The sequence below is a fragment of the Nocardia bovistercoris genome (assembly GCF_015674855.1).
In the GTDB taxonomy this organism is placed as follows: domain Bacteria; phylum Actinomycetota; class Actinomycetes; order Mycobacteriales; family Mycobacteriaceae; genus Nocardia; species Nocardia bovistercoris.
This window is the reverse complement of record NZ_JADMLG010000011.1, coordinates 145,072-171,674: the sequence shown is the minus strand read 5'-3', so window position 1 is coordinate 171,674 and position 26,603 is coordinate 145,072. Positions and strand designations below refer to the sequence as shown.

The following is a 26,603-nucleotide window of genomic DNA, read 5'->3' as shown; positions in this document are numbered from 1 at the left end:
GAGGCCCCGAACACCGCGCGCACTCGAACACCTCGGTCACCCGAACGCTTCGCTCACCCTCGCCGGGTGAGCGGTTCGCGGAGACCGAGGTGTTCGCGCAGTGTGGTCCCGGTGTACTCGGTGCGGTAGACGCCGCGTTCCTGGAGTTCGGGGATCAGCCATTCGACGATCTCGTCGAGTCCGGTGGGCACCAGATACGGCGAGACGTTGAATCCGTCGGTGGCGCCGTGGCGCACCCAGCGGGCCAGTTCGTCGGCCACCTGCGCCGGGGTGCCCGCGAACCCGGACCGTCCCGTGCTCGCGATCACCACCTGGCGCAGCGACAGGTTCTCCGCCTCCGCCCGCTCCCGCCACTCCCACGCGATCGCCAGCGGATCCTGACCGCCGCGCGGCGCGCCCCTGGTCTCCGAAATCGGCCTCGGCTCCGGATCTTCGGCGGGCAGCGGGCCGTCGGGATCGAGGTGCGACAGGTCGCGGCCCCACACCTGACCGGCGAGCGAGAGCGTGGTGCGGCCGGTGTACTGGTTCTCCTTCACCCAGCGCACCTTCTCCTCGACCTCGGATTCCTTCTCCGCCAACACGATCTGGGTGCCGGGCAGGATGCGGATGTCGTCCTCGGGCCTGCCCGCCGCGCGCAGCCTGGTCCTGATGTCCTCGGCGAAACTCAGCGCCGCGTCGAAGTGCGTTCCGTGCCTGGAGAAGATGACATCGGCGTGCGCGGCGGCGAAATCGCGGCCCGCGGGGGAGTCGCCCGCCTGGAAGATCACCGGGTGGCCCTGCGCACTGCGGGGCAGTGTCGGCCGGATGGTGGCGCGGATGTGGTCGCCGTCGCGTTCGACGGTGTGGACGGCGTCGGGCTCGATCCAGGACGGTTCGCGGTGCGAGGTCGCTATCGCGTTGTCGCGCCAGGAATCCCAGATCGCGCGGACCGCGGTGACGAATTCGGCGGCCCGGTCGTAGCGGTGCGCGTGGTCGAGGTAACCCCCGCGCCGGAAGTTCGCGCCGGTCCACGCGTTGTCGGTGGTGACGGCGTTCCAGCCCGCGCGCCCACCCGACAGTACATCGAGTCCGCTGAGCCGCCGCGCCAGGTCGGCGGGCTCGTTGTACGTGGTGTTCTGGGTGGCGACCAAGCCGATGCGTTCGGTGACGCCCGCGAGCGCGGCCAGTTGCGTGATGGCGTCCGGGCGGCCGACGATGTCGAGTTCGAGGATGCGGCCGTCCTGTTCGCGCAGCCGCAGCCCTTCGCCGAGGAAGAACGCGTCGAACAGGCCGCGTTCGGCGGTGGTGGCGACCCGGCGGAAGGTCTCGAAATCGATCTGTGAGCCGCTGGCCGGATCCGACCAGATCGTGGTGTGGTTGACGCCTTGGAAGAAGATTCCGAAGTGGACGTGGGCGTCCGGGCGCGGCACGTCGGCGCGGCGGTCGGTCATCAGCGTCTCCTCTCCTGATTCAGTGTGCGGTCGCGTAGCGGTTGGCCGGGCGCGCCAAGCCGAGTTCGGCGCGCAGCGTGGTGCCGGGTATCGGGCGGTGGGCGTGTCCCGAGCGCAGCAGGGCGGGCAGCACCAGGCGGGTGAGCACCGGCAGTTCCTCGTCGATGACGGCCGGGCGGAGCCGGATGCCGTCGACATGGCCCGCGAGTTCGACGAGTAGTTCCACGAGGTCGGCGGCCGCGCCCGCGAAAGCGAGGCGGTCCGTCTCGGGAGAGTCGGCGTGCGCGTCGAGCTCGGCGCGGCGTTCGGCGGCCGTCGCGGTGGGAGTGTCGAGGGTGACGGCGAGCTCGGCGAAGGTCAGCGGCGCATCGGAATGCCCTGCCGCTTCGGCGATCTCGGCGACGGTCGGCGCGGTGACGAGCAGGACGTCGACATCGCCGTCCGCGCCGAACACCACCGGTTGGCCCTGTGGCGGCCTCGGCACGATCGCCGGGCCCTTCACCGAGAAGGTCTCGCCGACGAAGTCGATGTAGTGCAGCCGGTCGCGATCGAGGAACCGGCCGCTCGCGTAGTCGCGAATGACGGCGTCGTCCTCCCAGGAATCCCACAGTCGCCGCGCGACCTCGATCGAATCGCGTTGTTCGCGTGCGAGATCCGTCGGGGCGGTGACGGTCGGGCGACCCCAGGTCGCGGCGGCCCTCGGATCGGCCGTCGGTTCGGCCAGCCAGCCCGCGCGGCCGCGCGCGGCGTAGTCCAGCGAGGCGATCTGTGACGCGGTGTGGAACGGCTCGGCGTAGGTGGTGGCCACCGCGGGGACGAGACCGATGGTGCTCGTGGTGGCGGCGACGAAGGCCGCCCGAGTCACCGCGTCGACGCGTCCCGGTGTCTGCTCGCCGGGCACGATGGAGTCGGCGAAGGTCGCGAACGTGAATCCGGCGTTCTCCGCCGCCAGCACCCGCGTGCGCACGGTGTCGCCGGTCAGTAGCCGATCCGGCCGTTGCCGCGCCCGCCGCCACGCCGCCGGATGATCACCGTCGCCGTCGAGTTCGATCCCGATCGCGAAGCCGCCCATGAGCCACCTTCTCCCGTTCGCCTGCCGAACCGAGCATGCGGGCCGGTTCGGTGGTGCGCTACGGTTTGCCTCGCGATGATTCCGAGGGAATCAAGACGCCTTCGGGTAGCGGAAGCATGCCGAGATTCGCGTCGAGTCCGCCGCCCACGACCAGGGTCGTGCCGGTGATGTAGGAGCGGCGGGGGACGCGAGGAACCAGCTGTGGCGGCGAGGTCGACGACCGCCTTGCGCTCTGGCGGGTCAGTGGGAGGCGAAGGCCGCGGCGATGCGGCTCACCGCGGTGCGCAGATCCTCGGGTGCGATATTGCTGAAACCGAGGCGGAATCGGTCGGTGTAGTGAATCGCGCCTTCGGGGTCGAAGTAGCGGCCGAGGGCGAAATCGGTGCCGAGGGACTGGGCGCGGAGGCGGACGGCGGCCAGGTCGACGTCGGGGTCGGTGGCGCGCGCCCACAGGAAGATTCCGCCTTCCGGGTCGTCGAATTCGACGGCGTCGGACAGTTCGGCGCGCAGTGCGTCGGTGAGGGCGGTGGCGCGTTCGCGGTAGAGGGCTCGGGCGTCGGTGACGACGGTGTCGAAGACGTCGGGGGTGTGCAGCAGTCGGGCCACGGCGGTCTGGGTGAGCAGGGCGGAATGCTGATCGGTGTTGGCGCGCAGGCGGGTCAGCGCCGGGAGCAGCCACGGGGGTGCGGCCAGCCAGCCGAGGCGCAGGCCGGGGCCGAGCGTCTTGGAGAAGGTGTTGACCCGGACGGTGGCGTCGCTGTCGAGATTCAGGTCGGGGACCATTTCGCCCGCGAAGCGCAGGTCGCGGTACGGGTTGTCGGACACGACCACGAACCCGTATCGCTCGCCGAGCGCGACGGCGCGGTCGCGGTCGGCGGGGGAGAGCGTGGTGCCGGTCGGGTTCTGGAAATCCGGGATCAGGTACAGCAGTTTCGGACGCAGGCCCGCGCGCAGCCGCTGCTCGAAGGAGTCGAGATCCAGTCCCTCGCGGGAGACGGGTACCGGTACCGGCTGCGCGCCGTAGTGGCCGAGCAGACGCAGCGTCAGCGGGAAGGTGGGACTCTCCACCGCCACCACGTCGCCGGGGTCGAGCAGCGCGGCGAAAGTCAGGCTGAGCCCGTGCAGCGCGCCGTTGGTGACGAGCACCCGGTCCACGCTCGTGCCCTCGTGCGCGGCCACCCAGTCCCGCAACGCCTCGATTCCGGGTGCGGTCGAATACTGGAGTGCGGCAGCGGAAGTCGCCGGATCACGCAGGGTCGCCGCGAAGGCGCGTTCGAGATGTTCGACGGGGAGCGCCTCGTTCGCGGGCACGCCGCCGAGCAGACGGATGGCGTCGGCCGGTATGTCGGTGGCGGCCGGGCCGAATCCGCCCGCGGGCGACACCCGCGCCCCGGATCGGGACAGCAGTGCGGCGGTGTCGAAACCGGGTGTGAGCGTGGAAGTCACGGTGTCTCCTCGTGGTAGGCGGGAATGGCGGCGCCCGGTACCGCCGCGAGCAGCGACCGGGTGTAGGGATGGGCGGGTGCGGTGTAGATCTGTTCGGTGGCGCCGGATTCCACGATCAGTCCGCGCTCCATCACCACGACGTGATCGCACAGGAAGCGCACCACCGCCAGGTCGTGGGAGATGAGCACGAGCGTGAGTCCCCGCTCGCGACGCAACCTTTCGAGCAGCCGCAGGATACGTGCCTGCACGGAGAGGTCGAGCGCGGAAACCGGTTCGTCGGCCACCACGACGCGGGGATCGTTGGCGAGCGCGCGGGCGATGACGACCCGCTGCAACTGACCGCCGGACAGTTCGCGCGGCAGCCGCCCGGCACAGGACACCGGAAGTTCGACCTCGCCCAACAGCTCCCGTACCCGCTGCGCCACGGTACGCCCGCCCAATTCGACGCCGTTGAGCTCGAGCGGTTCGGCGATCGAGCGTGCGACGGTGAGCCGTGGATCGAGCGCACCGTACGGATCCTGGAACACGTACTGCACCGCACGCCGCCACCGCCGACGCGCGGGCTTGTCCAGCGCACCCAGCGGCGCGCCCTCGTATTCGACGACACCGCTGTCCGGCTGGTCGAGTCCGACGATCTGCCGCGCGAGAGTGGTCTTCCCCGAGCCGGATTCGCCGACCACGCCGATCGCCGCCCCGTACGGAATATCGAGAGAGACGCCGTGCAGCGCGATATGCCGTTGCTTGCGCAACCTGCCCGGCACCGTCACCGCGAACGCCCGCCGCACCTCGCGCACCCGAACGATCGCCCCGACCTCGCGTACCCGGTTCGACTCCGCGTCGGACCGGTGGTCAGGCTCCGTGCCGTACTTCGTGCTGGGCTCCGCGTCGGTTCCCGCGCGACGCAGTAGGGCGGGGGTCGCGGCGAGGAGTTCGCGGGTGTAAGCGTGGCGGGGTGCGCGCAGTACCTGGGCTGTCGGGCCCGATTCCACGATGGTTCCCGCCGACATCACGTGCACGCGGTCGGTGCGGTCGCCGATGACGCCGATGTCGTGGCTGACCAGCAGTACGCCGAGGCCGAGTTCGTGTTTGAGGCGGTCGATGAGATCGAGTACCTGTGCTTGGACGCTCACATCCAGGGCGGTGGTCGGTTCGTCGGCGACGAGTAGCGCGGGGTCGCGTGCCAACGCCATGGCGATGACTACTCGCTGATTGAGTCCGCCGGACAGTTCGTGCGGGAAGGCGCCGAGCGTTTTGCCGACGTCGGCGATGCCGACTCGGCCGAGCAGGTCGGCGGCGCGGGCGCGACGGCGGCCGCGCGAACCCGCGTCCCGAGGTAGGGCCTCGAGCAGTTGAGTCGCGATGGTGAGGCGTGGGTTGAGCGAGGCGGTCGGGTTCTGGAACACCACGCCGATGCGTTCGGCGCGTACGCGGGCGCGCCTGCGCTCGGTGAGGGTGTCGAGGTCGGTGCCCGACAGCGTCACCCGGCCCGCGTCGACGGCGGCGCCGCGCGGCAGCAGGCCCGCCAAACCCAAGGCGGTCATGGTCTTTCCGGATCCGGACTCGCCGACCAAGCCGACGGTCTCACCCGCGCGAACGGACAGCGAGACGCCGTCGACCACGACGTCGCGGTGTTCGGCGCCGCCCACCGAGATCCGCAGGTCTTCGATCTCGGCGACCGGGTTTCCGAGACGTGCGGTCTGGTCGGCCGAAGCTGTCAGCAACGTCGTCATGGCGATACCGTCTTCTCGGTGATGTGGTGTACCGCGCGATGCGGTCCGTCGGCGAATTGTTCGGTGTCCTCGGTGGGAGCCGTCAGCAGCGTGGTCATGGCAGCACCGCCTCCTTGATGTCGTGTCCAGCCATGACGTGGTCCGTCGGCGAATCGTTCGGCCTCGTCGGAGACAGCAGGCGGCAATGTCGTCATCGCGGTACCGCCTGCTCGGTGATGTCGCGTCCCGCACGACGTGGTCCGTCGGCGAAACGCTCCGCGAGCGCGTCACCGGTCAGTTGGAATCCGACGATGGCCAGGATCAGCGCCGCGCCGGGGAACAGCGCGGTCCAGGCCGCGGTGTCGAGCCTGGCCTGACCGCCCGCAACCATCGCGCCCCAGTCGGGGGTCGGCGGCTGCACGCCGAGACCGAGAAATCCGAGGCTGGATTCGAGCAGCAGGATGGCCGAGGCGTTGAGGGTGAACGCGACCGTGAACAGCGGCAGGACGCTCGGCAGCAGGTGCCGCACCGCGATGTCGCGCCGGTTCGCCCCCGACAACCGCGCCGCCTCGATGAAGGGCCGGTTCACCACCGATTGCGCGTGCCCGCGGATCACCCGGAAGGTCAGTACCCACGAGCCGGAGACCAACACCAGGATCAGCGGTCCGAGGGAGTTGCCGACGAAGGACAGGATGACGAGTGCGAGCACGATGGTCGGGATGGCCAGCTGCACGTCGGCCAGCCGTCCGAACACCGCGTCCACCCAGCCGCCGAACAGCGCGCCGAGCAGGCCGAGCACCAGCCCGATGGCGGCTGCGACGACGGCGGCGACCGCGGTCACGGTGAGCCCGAGGCGTCCGCCGTAGAGGACGCGGCTGAACACGTCGCGCCCGAGTTCGTCGGTGCCGAACCAGTGTCGGGCGCTCGGCGGGCCGAGGACCGCGCCCAGGTCCTGGTCGAGCGGGCCGTGGGTGGCGAGCACCGGCGCGAGCACCGAGACCACCGCCAGTAGCGCCAGGATCGCGACGCCGAGCGCGCCGGTCACCGGTACGCGTCGCGCGCTCACAGCGCGATCCTCGGATCGAACAGCGCGGACAGCACGTCCACGACCAGGTTGATCACGACGAATCCGGATGCGATCACCAGCACGCACGCGATCACCAGCGGATAGTCCCGATTCTGGACGGCGTTCACCGACAGCTGGCCGACCCCGGGCCAGGAGAAGATCGATTCCGTGACCACCGCGCCGCCGAGCAGCACACCGGCTTGGATGCCGAGTACGTTGAAGGTCGACCCCAGCGAATTCCCGATGACGTGGCGCACCGTGAGACGGAACGCGCCGAGCCCTTTCGCGCGGGCGGTGCGCACGTGGTCGGAGTCGAGCACCTCGAGCAGTGCGGTGCGGAAGACGCGGGAGATGCTGGGGACGAAGAAGATTCCCAAGGTCAGCGCGGGCAGCACCAGGTGGGCGAGCGAACCCGACCCGCGCGAGGGCAGCACGTGCAGGGTCACCGAGAACAGCAGCACCAGCAGCACGGCCAGGAAGAAGCCGGGTATCGCGTCGAGAACGGTAGCCAGCGACACCGGCAGTTTGCGCAGCAGCGGCGAGCGGCTGGTGGCGGCGACGTAGCCGATGATCCCGCCCGCGACCACCCCGATGACCAACGCGGCCGCGCCGAGGGTGACGCTGGGCAGCAGCCTGCCCAGCGCCAGGGCCAGCGGATCGCTGTCGTAGCGCAGCGAATTCGGGAAGTCCCCGCGCAGCACCGCGCCGACGAAGCGGACATACTGCTCGTAGAGCGGCCGGTCGAAACCGTAGAGCCTGCTGACCCTTTCGAGTTCGCCCGCGGGCGCGTCCGGGGCGATGAGCATCACCGCCGGATTGCCGGTGGCGTAGAGCGCGAAGAACACCACGGTGATCGCACCCCACACCGCGAGCAGACCGGTGAGCACGCGCGCGCCGATGTAGCGCGGCGGCAACGGCAGCCGCAGGACCCCGCGCGTCACTCCGAGCGCGGTCATCACGGCCTGCCGTGCGCGTAGGGGCGGCCCGCGAGATTGCCGCGCAGCGTGGTGTCCGCGTATTCGGTGCGGAACAGCCCGCGCCGCCGCAGTTCCGGCACCACCGCGCGCGCGACGTCGTCGAAGGCGCCGGGAAAGTGCGTGGGCGACAGCACGTATCCGTCCACGGCCTCCGCCTCGAACAGATGCGCGAGCTGATCGGCGACCTCGACCCCGGTACCGACGATCTGCGGCGTGAACTCGCTGGCCCCGAAATGGCGCGCGACCGCACCGAGACTCAGTGCGGTGTCGAGGGTTTCGCCGTTGCCGCGGGCCAGCGCGGTGAGGTTGTCCAGCAGCCGGACCCCGGCCGCTTCGTCGGTGGCGCGCTGCGCGACCGCGTCGGTGAACCGCAGATCCGGTGCGAGACCGGTGAGATCGGTGCGCACGAACTGGCTCAAGAAGGCGATCGCGGCCTCGGTGTCGACCAGCGTTGCGAGGAATCGCTGCCTGGCCCTGGCGATCTCGGTGGTCTCCCCGACGATGGGCTGCACGGCGGCGATCAGTTTCACGCTGTCCGGGTCGCGGCCCGCCGCGGCGGCGAGGCGGCGCAGGTCCTGGCGTTTGGCGCGCAGGTCGGCTTCGTTGTTCTCGATCGCGAAGATCAACTCGGCCCACTTGGCCCCGAATCGCCGCCCGCGCGGCGAGTCGCCTGCCTGGATCAGCACCGGCTTGCCCTGCGGCGACGGCGGCAGCGACAGCGGCCCGCGGACCTGCACGTACTTGCCACGATAGTCCGGCGTGGTGACTTTGTCGGTGTCCACGAACAATCCGGAATCCTGGTCCGCCACCAGCGCGTCCGCCGCCCACGACTCCCACAGCGCGACGGTGGCCTCGACCACCTCGTCGCCGCGATCGTAGAGTTCCTCCCGCTCCAACTCCTCGACGAACGGGAAATTCGCCTGCGTGGCGGCGCCTCGGCTCATGATGATGTTCCAGGCGACGCGCCCGCCGCTGAACTGGTCGAGGCTGCCGAGGGTGCGCGCCAGGTGGTAGGGCGCGTTGTAGCTGGCCGACAGGGTCACGCCGATGCCGAGGTGGCGGGTCGCGCCCGCGATCACCGCAGCCAGCTGCGTCGGCTCGTGTTTGATGCCGTTGCTCAGGCCGTAGCGCGCGAAATCGGGCTTGTAGGCGAGGGTTTCGGGGATGAAGGCCATGTCGAACTTGGCCCGCTCCAGGGTGCGGGCGACGTCCTCGAACAGCGCGCGGTCGTTGAAGTCGCGTTCGGAGTACGGGTGCCGCCAGGCGCCGACGTAGTGGTTGCTCGGAAACAGGATGTATCCCGCGAGGAAGATCTGTCGATCGCTCATGCCCTGCCGACTTCCTGTGCGTAGAGGTAGCGCGTGGTGCGCGGTGACCAGCTGAGCCCGGTGGCGACCAGGGAGGTGAAGGTGCCGGGCCAGAGGAATACGGTGTGCGCCTCGTCGTGGTAGCGCTGGGTGGCCTGCGCGGCGAGGGCGCGGGCCGATCCGGCGTCGGTGGCCGATTGCAGGCGGTTCACCAGATCGTCGAACACCGGGTCGGTGATGTTGCTCTGCTTGTAGCGGGACTTGCTGGTGAACGGGTCGAAGACCGTCCACGCGTTGCGGTACTGGCCGCCCCAGCCGATGTAGACGAGGTCGGCGGCCTGGTCACTGGCCTGGTTCTGGCGCGAAAGCCACGCGGGGAAGGGCGTTTCGGTGATGGTGATCTTGATGCCCACCGCCGCGGCCTGCTGCGCGACCGCCTGGCCGATCGCCGCGCCCGCCGCGTAGGTGCCCGCCGGGATGTCGAGTGCGAGGGTGATGCCACCGGAGTAGCCCGCCTCGGCGAGCAGTTGCCGTGCGCGTTCCGGATTGTATTCGTATTCCGACACAGCGGGATTCGGCTCGAAGAACGGCGCGGCGATCACCTGACCGCGCGACGGTTGCACCGCCCCTTTGAGCAGGCCGTTGATGATCGACTTCTTGTCCACGGCATAGTTCAGTGCGCGCCGCACCCGTGCGTCCGCCAGCGGACCGCCCTTGTTCTCGTTGATGGAGATCACCTGCACCCACGAGCTGTCCGACAGCGTCGAACGGTATTTCGAGTTCTCACCGAACTGGTCGAGGCTCAACGGATCGAGATTGAGCGCGATGTCGACCTCGCCGGACTGCACCGCCGACACCCGCGCCGCCTCCGACGGCAGCACCTTGTACTCGACCTCGCCGAAAGCGGGCTTGTTGCCCCAGTATTCGGGATTGGCGGTCAGTTTCGCGCCGTTCTCCAAGTCGATCGACTTCAACAGGTACGGTCCGGTCCCGATCGCCTCGGTGTTGAGATTGCCGGTCTGCCAGAATTTCTCGGTGGTGATGTAGACATTCCACAGCCGTGACGGCAGGTCGATCGCGGGCGACTTCAACCGGAACACCACGGTGTCGGCGCCCTCGGCGCTCACCCCGGCGGTGTAGATCTTCAGTTGCGCGCCCAGTTGGCTCTTGGTCTGCGGGTCGAGCAGTTCGGCGAAGTTCCACGCGACCAACTGCGCGGTGAGTGGCGTGCTGTCGGAGAACCGCACGTTCTCGCGCAGCGTGAAACGCCACTCCAGCGGGTCGGGATTGGACCAGCTCTCGGCAAGGCGCGGCTGCACCTGACCGGTCGGGTCGAGATAGGCGAGCGATTCGTAGACCGACCCCTTCACCGATCCGTCGCTGTCCGGCGAACCCCCGTTGTGCGGGTTGAGTCCGGTGAACTGGCGCGACAGCGCAAGGCGCAACGTCTGCCCCGCGCCGGGGCCGCCCGCGGAGTCGGTGTCGCCGCCGAGGGCGGAGGTGCAGGCTCCGGCGAAGAGCATCGCGCCGACCGCGAGCAGGGCGGTCAGGCGGCGTCGACCGGATGGGGAAACAGTCATGGAAGGGCTACTCCGATACTTTCTGACGAACAGTCGCGGCCGGGGGCACGCGGGTCGAGAACGGGCAACGGGCCTGCGGTGGGCGTCGATGCTCCACGGACGGCACGGCGAGCGGGGCTACTACGGCAGCCGAGAACTCGGCACGCCGGGATCAGCTACGACAGCGACAGTCGCGACGAACGATCCGACGGGGCCGACGCGAGCGGCCGCACATGTCGCCACGCATACGCCGCTCCTTCCTGCTCGACCCGGTCGAATCGCGAGAGCGATCCCAGGAGCAGTGTGCACAACGGCGCGAAGCCGAACAATAAAGTTGAACTTCGAGAATCGTTCAGATTTCGTGCATCGTCGGTCGCGCGTATTCGCCGAGCCCCCGGTTGCGCGCCGTCGTCGTGAACGCGTCGCGCCGGAGTGAATCGCGGGGGGATTTCGAATCAGCGTGAGCCGACCGGTCGCCCGACGGCCGGTGCGGGTGGTCTCCTCTCGAGTGGAGCAGCCGATATCGGAGGCTCGACGCGAGGGAACAGCCTGTCGCGCGCGCTGACCACCCGACCGCTCTTCGCGACACGAGGAAGTGAGAACCCATGCCCCACGGCGCCCATGATTCGCCCTACGCCCCCGCGTCGGACCGCTACGAGAAGGCTACGTTTCGCCGCACGGGCGCCTCCGGCCTCGACCTTCCGGCGTTCTCCTTCGGTCTGTGGCAGAAATTCGGCGCCGACCACGCCTTCTCGACACAGCGTCAAATCCTGCTGCACGCTTTCGACCTCGGTATCACCCACTTCGACAACGCCGACCGCTACGGGCCGCCGCACCGCGCCGCCCAGCGGAATTTCGGCGCGGTTCTCGCGAGGGATCTCGCAGCGCATCGCGACGAACTCGTGCTGTCGACCAAGGCGGGCAACCCGATCGGGCCCGGCCCGTACCAGCGCGGCGGCTCGCGCAAAGCGCTGCTCAACTCGCTCGAGCGCAGCCTGCGCGACCTGAGCACCGACTACGTCGACATCTTCTACCACCACAGCCCTGACCCCAGCACACCGCTGGAGGAGACCGCCGACGCGCTGGCCGCCGCGGTGCGCCAGGGTAAGGCGCTCTATATCGGCATCTCCAACTACTCGCCCGAGCGCACGCACGACGTGGCCGAACTGTTGCGCCAGGCCGGTGTTCCGCTGCTCGTCCACCAGGCCCGGTACTCGATCTACGACCGCGGCCCCGAACGCGAGTCCGACGGGCACCGGAGTCTGCTCGACACGGCTGTTCGCGACAGTTTCGGGGTGGTCGTGTATTCGCCGCTGGCGCAAGGACTGCTGACCGACAAGTACCTCGACTCCATTCCCGACGGCGCGCGTGCCCGCGACAGCGCTTTCCTCAGCCCGGACGTGATCGACGAGACCTACCGGCGGCGCACTGCGGCGTTGAACAAGATCGCCGTCGGTCGCGGACAATCGTTGGCGCAGTTGGCCTTGCAGTGGGTGCTGCGCCGCCCCGAGGTGACCTCGGCCCTGATCGGCGCGAGCTCAACCGCGCAACTCGACCACAACGTCGCCGCGTTGGACTTCCCACCGCTGACCGCCGAGGAACTCGCCCTGATCGACGAGCACGGGGTGCACGGCACCGGATCGGGCAGCTGAGGCGGATCAGCTCCGCAGCAGCGGAAGCAGCCGTTCGCCCTGGCGCTCGATCTCGGTGAGGTACGGGGTGTCGGAGAGGACGAAATGGGTGATGCCGAGCTCCCGGTATCTGCGCAGTGATCCGGCGACGTCCTCGGGGGAGCCGACCAGCCAGGTGGTGCCCGCACCGCCGCCGCCGTAGCGGCCGGGGGCGGTGTAGAGGTTGTCGTCGAGTACGTCACCGCGGGCGGCCAGGTCGAGCAGTCGCTGCTGGCCCACCGCGGGGCGGCGGTTCGCATCGTATTGCGCGGCATGGTTCTGCGCCATCCGCGCCACCTTCGCCTCGGCCTCCGCCCACGCCTGCTCGGTGGTATCGCGGACGAAGGTGGTGACGCGCAATCCGAATCGCAGCGGCGGGTGTTCGCGTCCGAGTTCCGCGCTGAGCGCCTTCAGCCGCGCGATCCGTTCGGCGACGCCCGCCAGCGGTTCGCCCCAGAACAGTTGCACGTCGGCCTCGGTCGCCGCGACTCGCTCGGCCGCCGCGGAGGCGCCGCCGAAATACAGTGTCGGATGCGGGCGTTCCGGTGTGGCTGCGATGCGCGGGACGACCGTGGCATCGGTCACCCGGTAGTGCTCGCCGTCGTAGGTGACATTCTCCTCGGTCCAGAGCCTGCGCACCAGTTGTAGGAATTCCTTGGTGCGGCCGTATCTTTCGGCCTGTTCTTCCTCGGCGGCGCCGTAGGCCGACAGCTGGTCCTTGCCGGAGACGATGTTGACCCGAACCCGCCCGCCGGACAGGTGATCCAGTGTCGCCGCCGCGGACGCGAAATTCGCCGGATGCCAGTATCCGGGTCGGATCGCGATGAGTGGTTGGAAGGTGGTGGTGCGCGCGGCGAGTGTCGCGGCGACGGTGAGCGTGTCGGGCCTGCCCCAGCCGGTGCCGATGAGCGCGCCCTCCCAGCCGTGCTTCTCCAGCGCCACGGCCTGCGCGGTCAGGGTGTCCACGCTGTTGTGATCGTCGGCGACGGTGTCGCCCCGGTGTCCGGCGGTGACCTGATTCGGGATGTACCAGAGGAATTCGAGGGTCATCGGTCTCCATTTCGAAGGTCGTGCGGGCTCGAGTGTCCGCGTGTGGCGGTGGTGAGCACGTTGGCCGCGTCGGTGACCTGCGTGACGGGTCCGGTGATGGTGCGAACCCCGCTCTCCGTGGGTCGCGTCACCCGGCGTCGGAACCCGTCGGCAGCGGAACGAGCAGGCCGCCCCGCGGGATTCGTCGAGCTCGTCTCGACATGAGGCAGCGCTCACGAGGCGAGGCGTTGCGGTCCGCCCGCGATCGTGCGCAATGCCCGGATCGCCGCGGCGACGGCGGGCCGTTCCAGCGACGCCTGCCGGTAGGTGACCCCGACCTGCCGAGTGCCGTTGGCGACGGTGCAGGCGATGAGGTGCCGGTGCTCGTCCTCCACCGACATCTCCGGCACGATGCTCACCCCGAGCCCGAATTCGACCATCTCGGCCATGGATGCGAAACTGCCGCCGCGATGTTCGATCCGCGGCGCGAAACCGGCCTCGCGGCAGGCGTAGAGCACCGACACTATGGAAGGCGCGCCGTCGCGCGCGGTGATCCAGTCGGCGTCCCTTGCCGCGGTGAGCCCGCCCTGGCGCACCTGCTCGCGCAGCCCGTCGGGGGCGAGCAGCACCAGCGGGTCGCCGAACAGGAACTCCGAACCCAGTCCGAGCGGAAGATCACGCGCCCGAAAGGAATACGCGTAGGTGATGGCCAGATCCACCTCCTGCTGACGCACCGCGGGCACCGACTCCACCGGCATCAGATCGACCACCCGAACCCGCAGATTCGGGTACTCGGCGCGCAACTGCACGACCAGCGGCATGGCGAGGCGGCGCTGGGCGGTGCGGAAGGTCGCCAAGGTGAGCACTCCGGTGACGTTCTCGGCGGTCGCGGCAACGGCGCTCTCGGCCTCCTCGAGCGCCGCAATGATGCGCGAGGTGTGGTCGACCAGCACCCGGCCCGCGGGGGTGAGCCGCAGCACCCGGCCCTCCCGGCGGGTCAGGACCGTGCCGACCTCGTCCTCGAGGATGCGCAACTGCTGCGACACCGCGGAGGTGGTGATGCCGTGCAACTCCGACACCGCGGTCATGGTCGTGCGCTCGGCCAGATCCCGCAACAGAATCAGACGCCGGATGTCGTACACGACTGCCTCGCTTTCCTGCCCCGCTCCGCTCCGATCTTCGGCGCGGGCCACCGGTGAGGAAATCCTTAAGATCAGCGCGATTCTGTGTGGGAGCCGTTCGGACGACACTCGCCCGCTCCGGTGTCCGTGTCGCGTCCGCCTTCGAGAATCGTTCGGTGTTCGTGAACGAACGCGGCGATCTATCGGCCTTCGACCGCTGCGGCGTCGCGGAAACCGTGCGCACCGTCGAGAACCGGAACCGAACGGCTGCTGTCGATTTCGGCGGCGATCAGCACATCGCCACCGAAGCCGCCCTCGACCAGTTCGCGGCCCGAGGCGCAGTCGAGCAGTGCCTCCCGCGGTCCTTCGGCGATCGCGCGCCAGGCCGCGACCGCGACCTTCGCCTCGGGGGAGGCCGCGGTCGCCCCGCGCGAGCGAAGCAGTTCGGAGATGACCGCGCCCGCTCCCCACAGGTCTTCCACGGCCGGACGCAGGCTCCCATCGGGCCAGAGTTCGCCTGCGGCCACCACCGCGACCGCGGCCGTCGCCGGATACTCGGCGGTGATCCACGCGGCGACCGCACGGGCGTTGCGCAGCGAGGCGCCGACGCAGGTGGCGTGTGCGGCGAGGGTGTAGGCGATGGACGAGCCGTTCGGGGAGGGCAGCACCAGACGGGTGAGCCCGCTCGCCGACCGGACGGTGGCGGGGGAGAGGCTGACCTGTCCGGCACCGGCCTCGCGACGCCCGACGGCGAGCACCGCATCGTGCTCGGCCGCGTATCGCGCCGCGGATTCGTCGCGCCAGCGATACGGCAGCACCGTGACACCGAGGTCGGCGGCCACCGACAGCGTGGTGGTGAAGGAGAGCACGTCGACCACCACCGTGACCCGCGCGTCCGCGCCGACCGCCGCCGCGCCGACGCGACCCCAGTCGAACCGTACGGTGTGCCCGATTTGCCTGTGCGCGGAATTCACCTGTCCACCTTGGCATATCGACCTCATCGCGGGTCGGCTTGAGGGCGCGGGTAGCGGGATTCGGATCACCTCGAGCGAGTTAGTTGTCCGAAGCAATGATCTCGAGGGAGGGTGGAACGGCGTATGCGTCGGACACGGAGGAGGTATCTCGGGTGAGCTACGGCAGAGGCGCGTTGCTCGCCGGGGCCGACATCGGCACGACTCGCGACGCGCGCACCCTGCGCGTCGGACTCGGCGTCATGTTCAGAGGTTGCGCCGAATCGCCGGTGGCCGCGGCCGTCGCCATCGGCGCGGGATCGGTGAACGCCGCCTGTATGGTGCTCGCGGCGAAAGCGGTGGGCTGGGGCACCGAACACGTGGTCGTCGCGAGCTTCGATGAGGGCCGATTCCTACCGGGCGCGGCCGCGGCGGGAGCGCTGTTCGTGCTCGCCGTGTCGCTGCTGCGTATTCTCACCATCATCTTCCGCGGCGTCGCCACCGGCACCGTCCAGTTCCGCAACGAGGCCGAGACCCGTAAAGCGATCGTGCGCGCCTACCTGCGCCTCGGCATCTCCTGGCATCGCCGCCGCCCGGCCGGGCAACTGGTCTCGCGCGCGGTGTCCGACGCCGAGACCGCCTGGGATCCCATGCAGCACTTCCCGTTCGCTGTCGGCATGTCGGTGATGCTGCTGCTGGTGATGCTCGACATCGGACTCATCGACCCGTGGCTCGCGCTGGTCGCGGCCATCCTGATCCCGCTGGTCTTCGCCGCCAACCTGCTCTACCAACGGGTGCTCGCGCCCCGAGCGCGCGCCGCGCAACGCGAACGCGCGCTGGTGAGCGGACTCGCGCACGAGGCCGTCGCCGGTCGACAGGTCATCCGCACCCTCGGCATCACCGACGGCGAGATCACCCGCTTCGCCGCCGCGGCCGACGCCTCGCGCGCCGCGAACCGGCGAATGGGCAACGCGGGCGCCGTCTTCGACCCCGCCATCGAACTCATGCCGCCGCTGGCCGCGCTGCTCATCCTCGCCATCGGCGTCGACCGGGTCGAAGGCGGGCATCTCGGCGTCGGCGCGCTGGTCGAGGTGATCTACCTGCTCATCACCACCGCGATACCGCTCAACATCATCGCCCGCTTCCTCGGTGTGCTGCCGCTCGGCGTCGCCGGGCACACCAGGGTCGAGGACGTGCTCACCGCCACCGAGCGGCCCGCGCACGGACACCGCGGCGCGGACGCCGGACCCCGGGGCGCGAGCGTCGCCCTCGAAGGCGTCGGATTCGGATATCGCGGGTCCGCGGAGCGCGCCGCCGTGCGCGAACTGAGCCTCGACATCCGGCCCGGCGCGGTCGTCGCGGTGGTCGGCGCCACCGGCGCGGGCAAGAGCACCCTGCTCTCGTTGCTCGCCCACCTGGTCGAGGCCGATCTCGGCGTGGTCGCGCTGAACGGGGTCGACACCCGACAGCTCGCCCCGGACGCGGTGCGCCGCGACACCGCGCTGGTCACCCAGAACGCCTTCCTGTTCGCCGACACCGTGCGCGCGAACGTCACCCTCGGCGCGCAAGCCACCGACGCGGACCTGCACCGCGCCCTGCGAATCGCGGCCGCCGACGAATTCGTGGCCCGCCTGCCCGAAGGACCCGACACCGTGCTCGACGCCGACGCACAACTCTCCGGCGGCCAACGCCAGCGGATCGCGTTGGCCCGCGCCGTATTCCGCCGACCCGGCCTGCTGCTGCTCGACGACGCCACCTCCGCGCTCGACCCGCTCGTCGAACGATCCGTGGTGGACGCGCTGCGCGCCGAATACGCGGGCGACGAACGCCGGACCACGGTCGTGCTGGTCGGCCACCGTGCCGCCACCGTCGCCCTCGCCGACACGGTCGTCTTCCTGGCGGGCGGTCGCGTCCTCGCGCGCGGCCGCCACGCCGAACTGCTCGACACCGAACCCGCCTACGCCGCGCTACTCGGCGCCTACCGCGCCGAGGACTCGGCGGATACGCTATGAGCGCGAAGGATTCGCGGCGGGTCTACGGCACCGCCGCGCTACTGCGCCGGGTGCGCCGCGACACCACGCTCAGCCGTCGGACCCTGGTGGTGATCCTGGTGCTCGCCACCGTCGCGGCCTCGGGCCGGATCGCCATCCCCGTGACGATCCAGTACGCACTCGACCACGCGCTGCTCGCCGAAGTGGACGCGCAGGCCAGGTCGCGGGTGGTCACGGTCGCGGTGCTCGCGGGCGTGGCGGCGGTGCTGGTGGCGATGGTGTCCTCGGCGGTGATGAATCACCGGCTGATCCGCACCGTCGAACACGCGCTGTACGAACTGCGGGTGCTCGCCTTCGCGCGCATCCTGCGGCTCTCGCCGGCCGACCCGCGCGCCGATTCGGCCGGATCGCTGGTCGCGCGCGTCACCAACGATGTCGACGTGGTGACCCTCTACGCCCAGTCCGGCGGAATCACACTGGTGCAGAACGTCACCCAGATGACGCTGGCGCTCGCGGTGATGCTGGCCTACTCCTGGCCGCCCGCGCTGCTCGTGCTGCTGATCGGCATCGGCGTTCCGATCGCCGGACACAGTCTGCAACAGTGGGTCGGGCGCCGCTTCGACGCCGTGCGCGTCGGCATCGGCGAACTCTACGCGGGCCTGCTCGAGATGCTGGTCGGCATCGACACGATTCGCGCCTACGGGATCGAGGACCGGATGCGCGAGCGCGCCGAGGCCCGCGTCGACGCGGTGCGCGACGCGCAATGTCGCACGTTGTGGCCCATGGGATTCAACGTCTCCATCGGGGAAGTCGCCAGCGGACTGATCACCACCGCCGTGCTGCTGGTCGGCACCGCCGCCGGTGTGGGGGCGACAGGCTTCTCGCTCGATCTCAGCGCGGGCGATGTCGTCGCCTTCCTGTTCCTGGTGACCTTTTTCGTGCGGCCCATGCAGTTCGCGGTGAGTAGTCTCGCGGACGCGCGCAACGCCGAAGCTGGACTGCGCCGGGTGGTCGAGATCCTCGACCTGGACGAGGGCGTCGGCGCGGGCGCGCGTACCGCACTGCCCGCCGGACCCGCCGCGGTCGAATTGCGCGGCGTCGGATACCGATACACCCCGGACCGTCCGGCGTTGCACGAGGTCGACGTGCGGATCGCGGCGGGCGAACACGTCGCGATCGTCGGCGAAACCGGTTCCGGCAAGAGCACATTCGCGAAACTGGTGACCCGGCAACTACTTCCGCGCTCGGGCACGGTGCTGCTGTGGGGCATCGACATCGCCGAGATCGCCGATTCGGCGCTGACCCGCCGCGTCGCCATCGTGCCGCAGGACGCGTTCCTGTTCGATCGGACCGTCGGCGAGAACATCGCGCTCGGACGCGAAGGCGCGGGCCCCGACGACGTGTCGGCCGTCCTCGCCGAACTCGGCCTCACCGACTGGGTGCGCGGACTGCCCGACGGCCTCGACACCGGCGTCGGCCAGCGCGGGGAATCGCTGTCGGCCGGTGAACGCCAACTGGTCGCCCTCGCGCGCACGGCCATGGTCGACCCGGACCTGCTGGTGCTGGACGAGGCGACCAGCGGCGTCGACGCGGGCACCGACGTGCGGGTGCAGCGGGCGCTGGCGCGTCTGACCCGTGGCCGCACCACCATCGTCATAGCGCACCGCATGCACACCGCCGAAAGCGCGGACCGGGTGCTGCTGTTCCACGAGGGCGGCGTCGTCGAGGACGGCTCCCACGCCGAACTGCTCGCCCTCGGCGGCCGCTACGCCCGCTTGCACGCGGTGTGGCGGCGCGACTCGGTGACGGCCGCGCCGGTGCCGACGGAAGTGATTCGCGCCGGGGTGTTTCCGGCCGGATTCGCGGGGTAGACGGGAGTTACCACTGCGGCGCCGCGCGCTCGCGTACGGCCCGCGGGGTCTGGTGCGGCGGCGCGACCACGCGAAAGGACGCGAGATCGAATGCACGCCACCGACCAGGAGAACCGCACCCGCGCGGTGACGATGTCGAGTTCCGGCCCCGTAGCCTTGTCGTCACAGTGGCGGCTCGGCACGGTGGCCTGGTTCGACGGACCCAAGGGATTCGGATTCATCCAGCCCGTCGGCGACCGTGAAGCGCCGGTGTTCGTGGAACATTCCTGCATCGACACGCCGGGCTATCGGGTGCTCGTGGAAGGCCGGCAGGTGCTGTTCCGCGACCGCGGCGGGCGACCGCAGGCTGCGGTGGTCCGCCCGGTCACCGGCGAACTCGCGAACTGCGGCGACCTCGCGAACGTGATCGGTCAGGAGTCGCCGCGGTGAGCCTGTCGACTCGCTGGCGCGTCCGTCGCGGACAACTCGCGCGCCGCGTGCTGGCCCGCTTGGCCACCGACACCGGCCACCCCGTCGAGCAGCAGGCCACGCAGCGCGCGACCGACAGCGCGCGGATGCTGGGTCGGCCCGGTGTGACCGCCGGGAAAAGTGACGGCCCGCGCGCCGATCGCCGCGCCGAGAGTGTGCGCGCACTGCGCGACGACACCCGTGGTGGTCGCGCCGACGACGGCGACGACGCGTCCCTTGTCACGGTCGAGCGCGTCGCGGTCCAGGCGGTACCGGCGGACCGCGGGGGCGTCCACGCCGAGGAAGCGTCGCAGATTGTCGGGCCGGTTCGCACCTGCGGGCCGGGGCGTGACCTCGGGCTCGTGATCGGCGGGGTCGAGCTGGACCAAGCGGGCGAATCTGCCCATCGCGGCCGGTATGTCGTCCGCGCGGAAGGCGGCCTCGACTTCGAGTTGAGCCCTGGTGAATTCGGTGCGACCCGGTTCGGGCAGCATCGTCGCGATCGGCGGTTCGTGCACGACGGCCATGCGCACCGCGTGCGGATGTCGCGCGAGTAGTTCCAGCGCGATCACCCCGCCGATGCTGCTGCCGAAGACGAACGCGGGCTCGTCGGTGACCGCGGCGAGTACGGCCGCCGCGTCGTCGGCGTGGTCGGCGATCACGTCGTCGGTGACCGCGCGGGTGCTCCGGGACAGGCCGCGCCGGTCGTGCGTGACGACGGTGAAGTAGGCGTCGAGTTCAGCGGACACGCGGTCGTAGGCGTCCGCGTCGCCGTCGCCGCCGACGAGCAGGAGCAAGACCGGCCCGCGACCTCGGGTCTTGTAGTGGATCTCGGCGTCGGGGAGGGAGATGTGTGCGTTCACGATGGCTCCATAAGCGACTCGTAGTTGCTTAGATCGATGCTAACCGCAACGCGGCAGTTAAGCAACCTGTAGTAGCTTAAGAATCGTGGCCGGAGTCAGACGAAGAGGTCGGGATCTCGAACGCACGTTGCTGGACGCCGCGTGGGAGGAACTCACCGAATACGGGTACCACCGCATGACCATGGCGGGCGTCGCCGAACGCGCGGGCGCCGCCAAATCGGTGCTGTACCGGCGCTGGCCCGACAAATCCGCGCTGGTGCGCACGCTGGTCGAGGCCCGCGTGCCGCGCCTGGGCGACCCGCCCGTCACCGGCGACCTGCGCGCCGACGTCGTCTCCGCCCTCGAGATCCTGCGCGCCGCCTACCGCGGACTCGCCGTCCTCGCCGACGCCGACCCCGCCCTGTGCTCCCGGCTGCGCCACGAGGCCGACGTGGACGCCGTGGCCCGCATCGTCCGCGCGCTCATGGCCGTCGGCGTGAACCCGGAACCGATCGGCTCCCGAATCCTGCGCGTGCCCATCGACCTGGTGGTGCGCGACGTGCTCGACGGCGGCGAATCCGCGCCGGGCGAAATCGTGGACGAGGTCTTCCTGCCTCTCGTACGCCTGCGCACCGAGAGTCGCCCCGAAGCGACCGCGGGCGGAAAGTGAGTCGCCGCTCCCCGGCGGACGCCGAGCCCGACGGGGAGACAGGCGCGCCGCCGGACCGAGGACGCGGGCGGGCCATGTGCGTCCTCACCCACCTTGGGACGCGCAGCCGCTACGCCGAAGGCAGGCGCGTGCGGATCAGCGAGCCGTCGTCGTCTCGGGCCGCGCCGACCCCAGCGCATCGGCGGCGCGACGCCGCGCGCGATAGCGCACCGCGAACAGGTAGAGGCCGGTGACCAGCAGCGCGGCGAGCGGGATCAACGGCAGATAGGACACCCAGACGATCGGGTCGGCCGGAGCGAGCGCGACGAACGTGGCGAGGATCGTGAGCACGAGGACCACACCCGACCAGCGGTGCACCCACCGTGCGCGCGGTGCGGACCCGGCCGCCGCGTCGTCGCCGGAGGCCGTCCGATAGCGCGCCACGAATACCGCGATCCCCGAGAACAGCAGCAGCGCGAGCGGCGGAAGCGGCAGGTAGGACACCCATTGCGGACCGCCCGCCGCCAACGCCACCGTGGTGACGACCACCGTCGCCACGAAAACGATGGCCAGCCACCGATGGATCCGCCGCGACGACCCGTTGCCTGTCATCGAGATCTCCTCCGAGTCGAGTTCCCCGCGCACCGGTCGGGCGACCGGACGTCGTGCCGATGACGGTAGCGGCGCAGCCCTGACCAGCGCTTCTCGATTCCTGATCATTACGGCGGCGGCGCGTCGACCGCGCGGGGCACGACCCCGTCGAGCAGGACGTCGAGGAAGTGGCCCGCTTGTGACGGCTGCCCTGCCCTGGCCACGGCGGTCGTCAGGGCGAGCAGTTCGGCCGGATCGAGGTCGTGCCGGATCGCACCCGCCCGCTGCGCCGCCCGCAACAGCGGCTCCGCGGCCTCGTAGATCGCGTGGTGCCAGGCGACGACCTGCGGTGGTTCCGTGTCGGCGGGCCCGTCGTAGCCTGCCATGAACGCCTCGCTCAGCAGGCGGCTCTCGGTGATGTGGGCAACCACTTCCCTGAGCCAGGCCACCAGCGCCGCACCGGGCGGTCGCGCCGCGCCGATCTCGCCCGCGCTCTCACACAGCCGCAGGATGCGCTGGTCGTAGACGGCTTCGATCAGTTTCTCCCTGGACGAGAAGTGACGGTACAACGTCGCGTTGCCGACCCCGGCGACCTTGGCGATGTCATCGAGCGAGGCATTGACGCCGCGTTCGTCGAGGGCGGCAGCGGCGGCGGTCAACAGACGTTCGCGATTGCGCTGAGCGTCGGCCCGACGCGCGGGGGGAGTCATGGGAACAGGGTACTTGCCAACCGGGGAGCACTCCCCGTATCGTCGGGGTAAGGAAAACGGGGAATGATCCCCGTTTGAGCGGAAGGGGAAGAACATGACCGACATCGACTCGCCATCGGCCGTGGTGCGCGCCATCGTCGCAGGCCGCGACGGCGATGTGGACGCGGCCCTGCGACTCATCGCCCCGGAGTCGCTGGACCAGGGCGTCCGGGTCACTCGTGAGGACTGGCGCCGCAAGTGGGACTACATGCGCGCCGGGTCCGCCGACATGGAAGTGATCACCGAACACACCGTCGAGAACGGCGAATGGGTCGCCAACCGCTACGCCATCCGAGGCACCCACACCGGCGACTTCTTCGGCGCCGCACCCACCGGCGAACGTTTCGTCACCGGCGGCTTGGACATGATCCGCGTCGTCGACGGCCTGCTCGTCGAACACTGGGCATACGCGGCCCCGCCCAGGCCCGAACAATGACGGGGCGCGGTCACATGCCGCGACGAGTTCAGGGCAGTAGCCACACGGGAATGCCCGTGCGGGGATCGTGCGGCAGGCGCACCGGATCGCCGAATCGATGGAGCAGGTCCGTCGCGGTCAGGGTGACCGGGGCGAACAGTACGAAGGCCACACCGAGCGGCGCGGTATCCGCCCAGAGGCGGGGATCCAGCGGCGCCGCCTCGGCGCCGCGCACCAGAATCGATCGGCCGGGGCCCCAGGTGGCGACGAACCATCCGTCGCCGTCGTATGCCACCGTCCCGCGCAGCGCCTTGGCCAGCAGGTCGCGTATGCGCGGCAGGTCGGACACGGTGAGGCCGAACAGCGCGGGCTGCTTCGCTTCGACGGCCGGGATCGGGAAGTCGACGGGCCTGCCGGAGTCGCGGGGAGCCACCCGTGCGATGAATTCGTCGTCGCGCTCGACCAGTTGGAGCAGCGTCCCGAGTCCGCTGTGCTTGGGGTGCACGAACATCTCACGGAATACCGGCGTGTCGGGGCGATCGGCGAACATGTCGAATCCGGAGCGGGTGAGATCGTCGACGACCTCGCCCAGTGCGGACACCTTGAAGGTGAGGTGGTGCGGCGCGGGACCGTGGCGCAGTAGGAATCGTGTCATGAAGCCGTCGGGCGCCGTCGGCGCGATGAACTCGATGCGCATGCCTGGACCGTAGGAGAGCTGGAACGGGGCGAAGTCGCCCGACGGCCCGCCGAGGGCCCAGCGGCCGCCGAGGTGGTGCACGAACCTGTCGTAGGCGTCCGACCAGTTCTGGACCCCGATCGCCAAGTGATCGAGGATCGGCGGATTCGGGCTCTCCGGTCGCGGTGTGGATGGTTCCGTCAAGGAGGGCTCCTGGTGTCGGGGCGAGCGCGGACGCCACATCGCGTGTTCGAAGGACGTGCAGGACACGATTCCTGCGAGACAATTGAACATATCGTGTCCTATTGTCCTATCGCGACGCAAGCGAGCGAGATCTTCGCCATATCGGGACGCCGAGCGGTACCGGTCGATATTCCAGTTGACACAACAGTAAATATTTCTATCCACTCTCGCGAGTCCGTGCGGGCGGCTAGTATCGCTGCGATGCAGGATGCACTGGACGATGCGGTCGTCGAAAGCCCGGCCGATCTCACGCGCGAGTGGTTGACGCAGGTCGTCGGGGCGGGCGAGGTGGCGGAGTTCCGTTACGAACGGGTCGGCACCGGTCAGGTCAGCGACTGCTTCCGGGTCCATCTCGATTACGCGCGCGACGGCGCGGGGCCGCGGTCGGTGATACTCAAGGTCGCCTCCAGCGACCCGACCAGCAGGCAGACCGGGTTGATGATGGGACTCTACGAGAGCGAGGTCCGCTTCTACCGCGAGTTGGTTCCGCACCTGACCGGCGGGCCGCTCGCCGCCTGCCATCACGCGGCGATCGACACCGAAACGGGCGCGTTCGACCTCCTCATCGACGATGCGCTGCCCGCCGTTCCCGGCGACGAGATCGTCGGTGCGACAGCCGGACAGGCCGACCTCGCCGTTCGGGAACTCGGCAGGCTGCACGCTCTGGTCCGGGCGAATCCCGCGCTGCTCGACGCGGCGTGGATGGATCGCGGCTCGATGCTGGATCAAGCGGTGTTCGCGCAGCTCTACGCGATGTTCCTCGATCGCTACACCACCGAAGTCGACCCGAGGCACCTGGCCGTGTGCGAGGCGTTGGTCGCGTCGTTCGACGACTACCTCGCCATGGTGAACGCCGACGCCAAGGGCCTGGTGGACGGCGACTACCGGCTGGACAACATGCTCTTCGGCGACACGCACGCGCGCCGCTCGCTGACCGTGGTGGATTGGCAGAGCGTGATGGCCGGACCCGCCACCACCGACCTGTCCTACTTCCTCGGCGGCGCGCTCACCGCCGAGACCCGCCGCGCTCACTACGACGATCTGCTGCGGGCCTACCACCGCGCCTCGGACTCCGGGACGGCGGTGACGCAGGCCGATATCCGGGAATCGGTGCGCAAGCAGAGTTTCATGGGTGTCACGATGTCGATCGCTGCATCGGTGGTCGTCGAGCGGACTCCGCGCGGCGACGAACTGTTCATGGCGACCCTGAGCAGGCATTGCGAGCACGTCCTCGACACCGACGCGGTGGCGCTGCTGTAGGGGTTCGGCGGCGAATCGACCCGATGGCGCGCGCCGTGGGAACCGTTGTGATCACGGTGATGTTTGCCGCTCGCGGCGGGAAAACCGCATGCCGGGGGTGTGCGCCCGGGACGCGGGCGACGGGGGTGGAGCGAGTCGGTCGCGGGCAGTGGTAGGAAAGGGGGCGTGTCCGTAACTGAAGGATCCGGTTCGATCGAGCACAGGTCACGCGCGGTGGACGAGGTCGTGGAGTTGGTCAGCACGCTGATCAGGTTCGACACCTCCAATACCGGGGATCTGGCGACCACCAAGGGCGAGCGCGAATGCGCGGAATGGGTGGCCGAACGCTTACAGGAGGTGGGTTACACCACCGAATACCTCGAGTCGGGCGCGCCCGGCCGCGGCAATGTGTTCGCGCGGCTGAAGGGCGCGGATCCGACCAGGGGCGCGCTGCTCATGCACGGGCACCTGGACGTGGTGCCCGCCGAGGCGTCGGACTGGAGCGTGCACCCGTTCTCCGGCGCGGTGCGCGACGGCTACGTCTGGGGGCGCGGCGCGATCGATATGAAGGATATGGTCGGCATGATGCTGGCCGTCGCGCGACAGTTCAAACTCGAGGGCACGGTCCCGCCGCGCGATATCGTCTTCGCCTTCCTCGCCGACGAGGAGAACGGCGGCAAGTGGGGTTCGCAGTGGCTGGCCGACCACCGCCCCGACCTGTTCGACGGCATCACCGAGGCGGTGGGCGAGGTCGGCGGATTCTCACTCACCGTGCCGCGCCCCGACGGCACCGAACGCAGGCTCTACCTGGTCGAGACGGCCGAGAAGGGCCTGGGCTGGATGCGGTTGCGCGCCAAGGCCCGCGCCGGACACGGCTCGTTCCTGCACGAGGACAACGCGGTCACCATCCTGGCCGACGCCGTCGCACGCCTCGGCAAACACACCTTCCCGCTGGTGCTCTCGGATTCGGTCGCCGAATTCCTGGCGACGGTCGCGCAGGAGACCGGGCTGTCGTTCGACCCGGACGGCCCCGACATCGAAGGCCAACTCGCCAAACTCGGCACCATCTCCCGCATCATCGGCGCCACGCTGCGCGACACCGCGAACCCGACCATGCTGCAGGCCGGATACAAGGCCAATGTCATTCCGCAGACCGCCGAGGCGGTGATCGACTGCCGGGTGGTGCCCGGCAGGCGGGAGGCATTCGAACGCGAGGTGGACGAGCTGATCGGCCCCGATGTCGAACGCGAGTGGATCACCGCGCTCGACTCCTACGAGACCACCTTCGACGGCGACCTGGTCGACGCCATGAACGCCGCCATCCTCGCCAACGACCCGCAGGGCCGCACCGTGCCCTATATGCTGTCCGGCGGCACGGACGCGAAGGCGTTCGCCCGCTTGGGTATTCGCTGCTTCGGCTTCGCGCCGCTGCGCCTGCCGCCGGACCTGGACTTCAGCGCGCTGTTCCACGGCGTGGACGAGCGGGTCCCGGTGGACGCCCTCGAATTCGGCACAAGGGTGCTGGAACACTTCCTCCTGAACAGCTGACCTCAC

The 26,603-nt window shown here is 69.8% G+C and carries 23 protein-coding genes; 8 read left to right on the top strand and 15 right to left on the bottom strand.

The features are described 5' to 3' along the window. Positions 1 to 53: 53 nt before the first annotated feature. From IT779_RS25090 to IT779_RS25055, 8 genes are all read right to left on the bottom strand, one after another. Entirely contained in the window at positions 54 to 1,430 is a 1,377-nt protein-coding gene (locus IT779_RS25090) for an NtaA/DmoA family FMN-dependent monooxygenase (RefSeq protein ID WP_196151863.1), read from the bottom strand. A 19-nt stretch (positions 1,431 to 1,449) separates the two neighbouring features. Further along, entirely contained in the window at positions 1,450 to 2,502 is a 1,053-nt protein-coding gene (locus tag IT779_RS25085) for an LLM class flavin-dependent oxidoreductase (RefSeq protein WP_196151862.1), read from the bottom strand. Positions 2,503 to 2,742: 240 nt separating this feature from the next. Then, positions 2,743 to 3,948: an aminotransferase-like domain-containing protein gene (locus IT779_RS25080; RefSeq protein ID WP_196151861.1), complete on the bottom strand. Its 1,206-nt coding sequence runs from the start codon at positions 3,946 to 3,948 to the stop codon at positions 2,743 to 2,745. Continuing rightward, on the bottom strand, positions 3,945 to 5,678 hold the full coding sequence (locus tag IT779_RS25075; protein WP_198428898.1) for a dipeptide ABC transporter ATP-binding protein: 1,734 nt from the start codon (positions 5,676 to 5,678) through the stop codon (positions 3,945 to 3,947). The genes IT779_RS25080 and IT779_RS25075 overlap by 4 nt, the downstream gene beginning before the upstream one ends. Positions 5,679 to 5,868: 190 nt before the next feature. Beyond that, on the bottom strand, positions 5,869 to 6,723 hold the full coding sequence (locus IT779_RS25070; RefSeq protein ID WP_196151860.1) for an ABC transporter permease: 855 nt from the start codon (positions 6,721 to 6,723) through the stop codon (positions 5,869 to 5,871). Next, the gene (locus IT779_RS25065; protein WP_196151859.1) at positions 6,720 to 7,679 is read right to left on the bottom strand and encodes an ABC transporter permease; all 960 of its coding nucleotides are present in this window, start codon (positions 7,677 to 7,679) and stop codon (positions 6,720 to 6,722) included. Before IT779_RS25065 ends, IT779_RS25070 begins: the two co-directional genes overlap by 4 nt. After that, positions 7,679 to 9,028 carry an NtaA/DmoA family FMN-dependent monooxygenase gene (locus tag IT779_RS25060; RefSeq protein ID WP_196151858.1) on the bottom strand — a complete coding sequence of 450 codons (1,350 nt, stop codon included), beginning with the start codon at positions 9,026 to 9,028 and terminating at the stop codon, positions 7,679 to 7,681. The genes IT779_RS25065 and IT779_RS25060 overlap by 1 nt, the downstream gene beginning before the upstream one ends. After that, positions 9,025 to 10,587 (bottom strand): ABC transporter substrate-binding protein, encoded by a 1,563-nt coding sequence (locus tag IT779_RS25055; RefSeq protein WP_196151857.1) that lies wholly within the window; start codon positions 10,585 to 10,587, stop codon positions 9,025 to 9,027. The genes IT779_RS25060 and IT779_RS25055 overlap by 4 nt, the downstream gene beginning before the upstream one ends. Positions 10,588 to 11,171: 584 nt before the next feature. Here IT779_RS25055 and IT779_RS25050 point away from each other — a divergent pair. Further along, complete coding sequence (locus IT779_RS25050) at positions 11,172 to 12,218, top strand: aldo/keto reductase (RefSeq protein WP_196151856.1); 1,047 nt, start codon at positions 11,172 to 11,174, stop codon at positions 12,216 to 12,218. Positions 12,219 to 12,224: 6 nt separating this feature from the next. Here IT779_RS25050 and IT779_RS25045 read toward each other — a convergent pair whose 3' ends face one another. From IT779_RS25045 to IT779_RS25035, 3 genes are all read right to left on the bottom strand, one after another. Beyond that, positions 12,225 to 13,286: an LLM class flavin-dependent oxidoreductase gene (locus IT779_RS25045; RefSeq protein ID WP_196151855.1), complete on the bottom strand. Its 1,062-nt coding sequence runs from the start codon at positions 13,284 to 13,286 to the stop codon at positions 12,225 to 12,227. A 212-nt stretch (positions 13,287 to 13,498) separates the two neighbouring features. Continuing rightward, entirely contained in the window at positions 13,499 to 14,407 is a 909-nt protein-coding gene (locus IT779_RS25040) for a LysR family transcriptional regulator (RefSeq protein WP_196151854.1), read from the bottom strand. 179 nt (positions 14,408 to 14,586) lie between these two features. Further along, positions 14,587 to 15,360, bottom strand: coding sequence for a 2-phosphosulfolactate phosphatase (locus tag IT779_RS25035; RefSeq protein ID WP_332838957.1), 774 nt, complete (start codon positions 15,358 to 15,360; stop codon positions 14,587 to 14,589). 152 nt (positions 15,361 to 15,512) lie between these two features. Between IT779_RS25035 and IT779_RS25030 the strand changes: the two genes are divergently transcribed. The 3 genes from IT779_RS25030 to IT779_RS38025 all read left to right on the top strand — a co-directional run bounded on the left by IT779_RS25030 (position 15,513) and on the right by IT779_RS38025 (position 19,627). Further along, positions 15,513 to 17,348 (top strand): ABC transporter ATP-binding protein, encoded by a 1,836-nt coding sequence (locus IT779_RS25030; protein WP_196151852.1) that lies wholly within the window; start codon positions 15,513 to 15,515, stop codon positions 17,346 to 17,348. Beyond that, positions 17,345 to 19,198, top strand: a complete 1,854-nt coding sequence (locus IT779_RS25025; RefSeq protein WP_196151851.1) for an ABC transporter ATP-binding protein — start codon at positions 17,345 to 17,347, stop codon at positions 19,196 to 19,198. The genes IT779_RS25030 and IT779_RS25025 overlap by 4 nt, the downstream gene beginning before the upstream one ends. Positions 19,199 to 19,288: 90 nt before the next feature. Beyond that, on the top strand, positions 19,289 to 19,627 hold the full coding sequence (locus IT779_RS38025) for a cold shock domain-containing protein (protein ID WP_408637793.1): 339 nt from the start codon (positions 19,289 to 19,291) through the stop codon (positions 19,625 to 19,627). Here the strand turns inward: IT779_RS38025 and IT779_RS25015 are convergent. Further along, the gene (locus tag IT779_RS25015; RefSeq protein WP_196151850.1) at positions 19,609 to 20,508 is read right to left on the bottom strand and encodes an alpha/beta fold hydrolase; all 900 of its coding nucleotides are present in this window, start codon (positions 20,506 to 20,508) and stop codon (positions 19,609 to 19,611) included. The genes IT779_RS38025 and IT779_RS25015 overlap by 19 nt on opposite strands. Before the next feature lie 85 nt (positions 20,509 to 20,593). Here IT779_RS25015 and IT779_RS25010 point away from each other — a divergent pair, with 85 nt between their 5' ends. Next, positions 20,594 to 21,157, top strand: a complete 564-nt coding sequence (locus IT779_RS25010; protein WP_196151849.1) for a TetR/AcrR family transcriptional regulator — start codon at positions 20,594 to 20,596, stop codon at positions 21,155 to 21,157. A gap of 135 nt (positions 21,158 to 21,292) precedes the next feature. On the opposite strand, the gene IT779_RS25005 is transcribed toward IT779_RS25010, so the two are convergent. After that, a complete protein-coding gene (locus tag IT779_RS25005; RefSeq protein ID WP_196151848.1) occupies positions 21,293 to 21,748 on the bottom strand; it encodes a hypothetical protein in 456 nt (151 codons plus the stop codon). 107 nt (positions 21,749 to 21,855) lie between these two features. Beyond that, positions 21,856 to 22,437, bottom strand: a complete 582-nt coding sequence (locus IT779_RS25000; RefSeq protein ID WP_196151847.1) for a TetR/AcrR family transcriptional regulator — start codon at positions 22,435 to 22,437, stop codon at positions 21,856 to 21,858. 94 nt (positions 22,438 to 22,531) lie between these two features. Here IT779_RS25000 and IT779_RS24995 point away from each other — a divergent pair, with 94 nt between their 5' ends. Next, complete coding sequence (locus tag IT779_RS24995; RefSeq protein ID WP_196151846.1) at positions 22,532 to 22,912, top strand: ester cyclase; 381 nt, start codon at positions 22,532 to 22,534, stop codon at positions 22,910 to 22,912. Between the two features lie 28 nt (positions 22,913 to 22,940). Here the strand turns inward: IT779_RS24995 and IT779_RS24990 are convergent, their stop codons facing one another. Next, on the bottom strand, positions 22,941 to 23,771 hold the full coding sequence (locus IT779_RS24990; RefSeq protein ID WP_196151845.1) for a VOC family protein: 831 nt from the start codon (positions 23,769 to 23,771) through the stop codon (positions 22,941 to 22,943). Between the two features lie 240 nt (positions 23,772 to 24,011). On the opposite strand from IT779_RS24990, the gene IT779_RS24985 reads away from it, so the two are divergent. Together IT779_RS24985 and IT779_RS24980 are read left to right on the top strand one after the other, a co-directional pair. Next, the gene (locus IT779_RS24985) at positions 24,012 to 25,070 is read left to right on the top strand and encodes a phosphotransferase (RefSeq protein WP_196151844.1); all 1,059 of its coding nucleotides are present in this window, start codon (positions 24,012 to 24,014) and stop codon (positions 25,068 to 25,070) included. A 165-nt stretch (positions 25,071 to 25,235) separates the two neighbouring features. After that, entirely contained in the window at positions 25,236 to 26,597 is a 1,362-nt protein-coding gene (locus IT779_RS24980; protein WP_332838956.1) for a M20/M25/M40 family metallo-hydrolase, read from the top strand. Positions 26,598 to 26,603: the final 6 nt, after the last annotated feature.

Bases quoted from the DNA above. Each gene is read 5' to 3' on its own strand.
- IT779_RS25025 (WP_196151851.1), top strand. From the start codon at position 17,345: ATGAGCGCGAAGGATTCGCGGCGGGTCTACGGCACCGCCGCGCTACTG.
- IT779_RS24995 (WP_196151846.1), top strand. From the start codon at position 22,532: ATGACCGACATCGACTCGCCATCGGCCGTGGTGCGCGCCATCGTCGCA.
- IT779_RS25085 (WP_196151862.1), bottom strand. From the start codon at position 2,502: ATGGGCGGCTTCGCGATCGGGATCGAACTCGACGGCGACGGTGATCAT.
- IT779_RS24985 (WP_196151844.1), top strand. From the start codon at position 24,012: ATGCAGGATGCACTGGACGATGCGGTCGTCGAAAGCCCGGCCGATCTC.
- IT779_RS25045 (WP_196151855.1), bottom strand. From the start codon at position 13,286: ATGACCCTCGAATTCCTCTGGTACATCCCGAATCAGGTCACCGCCGGA.
- IT779_RS25075 (WP_198428898.1), bottom strand. From the start codon at position 5,678: ATGACGACGTTGCTGACAGCTTCGGCCGACCAGACCGCACGTCTCGGA.
- IT779_RS25090 (WP_196151863.1), bottom strand. From the start codon at position 1,430: ATGACCGACCGCCGCGCCGACGTGCCGCGCCCGGACGCCCACGTCCAC.
- IT779_RS25050 (WP_196151856.1), top strand. From the start codon at position 11,172: ATGCCCCACGGCGCCCATGATTCGCCCTACGCCCCCGCGTCGGACCGC.
- IT779_RS38025 (WP_408637793.1), top strand. From the start codon at position 19,289: ATGCACGCCACCGACCAGGAGAACCGCACCCGCGCGGTGACGATGTCG.
- IT779_RS25005 (WP_196151848.1), bottom strand. From the start codon at position 21,748: ATGACAGGCAACGGGTCGTCGCGGCGGATCCATCGGTGGCTGGCCATC.
- IT779_RS25055 (WP_196151857.1), bottom strand. From the start codon at position 10,587: ATGACTGTTTCCCCATCCGGTCGACGCCGCCTGACCGCCCTGCTCGCG.
- IT779_RS25060 (WP_196151858.1), bottom strand. From the start codon at position 9,028: ATGAGCGATCGACAGATCTTCCTCGCGGGATACATCCTGTTTCCGAGC.
- IT779_RS25065 (WP_196151859.1), bottom strand. From the start codon at position 7,679: ATGACCGCGCTCGGAGTGACGCGCGGGGTCCTGCGGCTGCCGTTGCCG.
- IT779_RS25000 (WP_196151847.1), bottom strand. From the start codon at position 22,437: ATGACTCCCCCCGCGCGTCGGGCCGACGCTCAGCGCAATCGCGAACGT.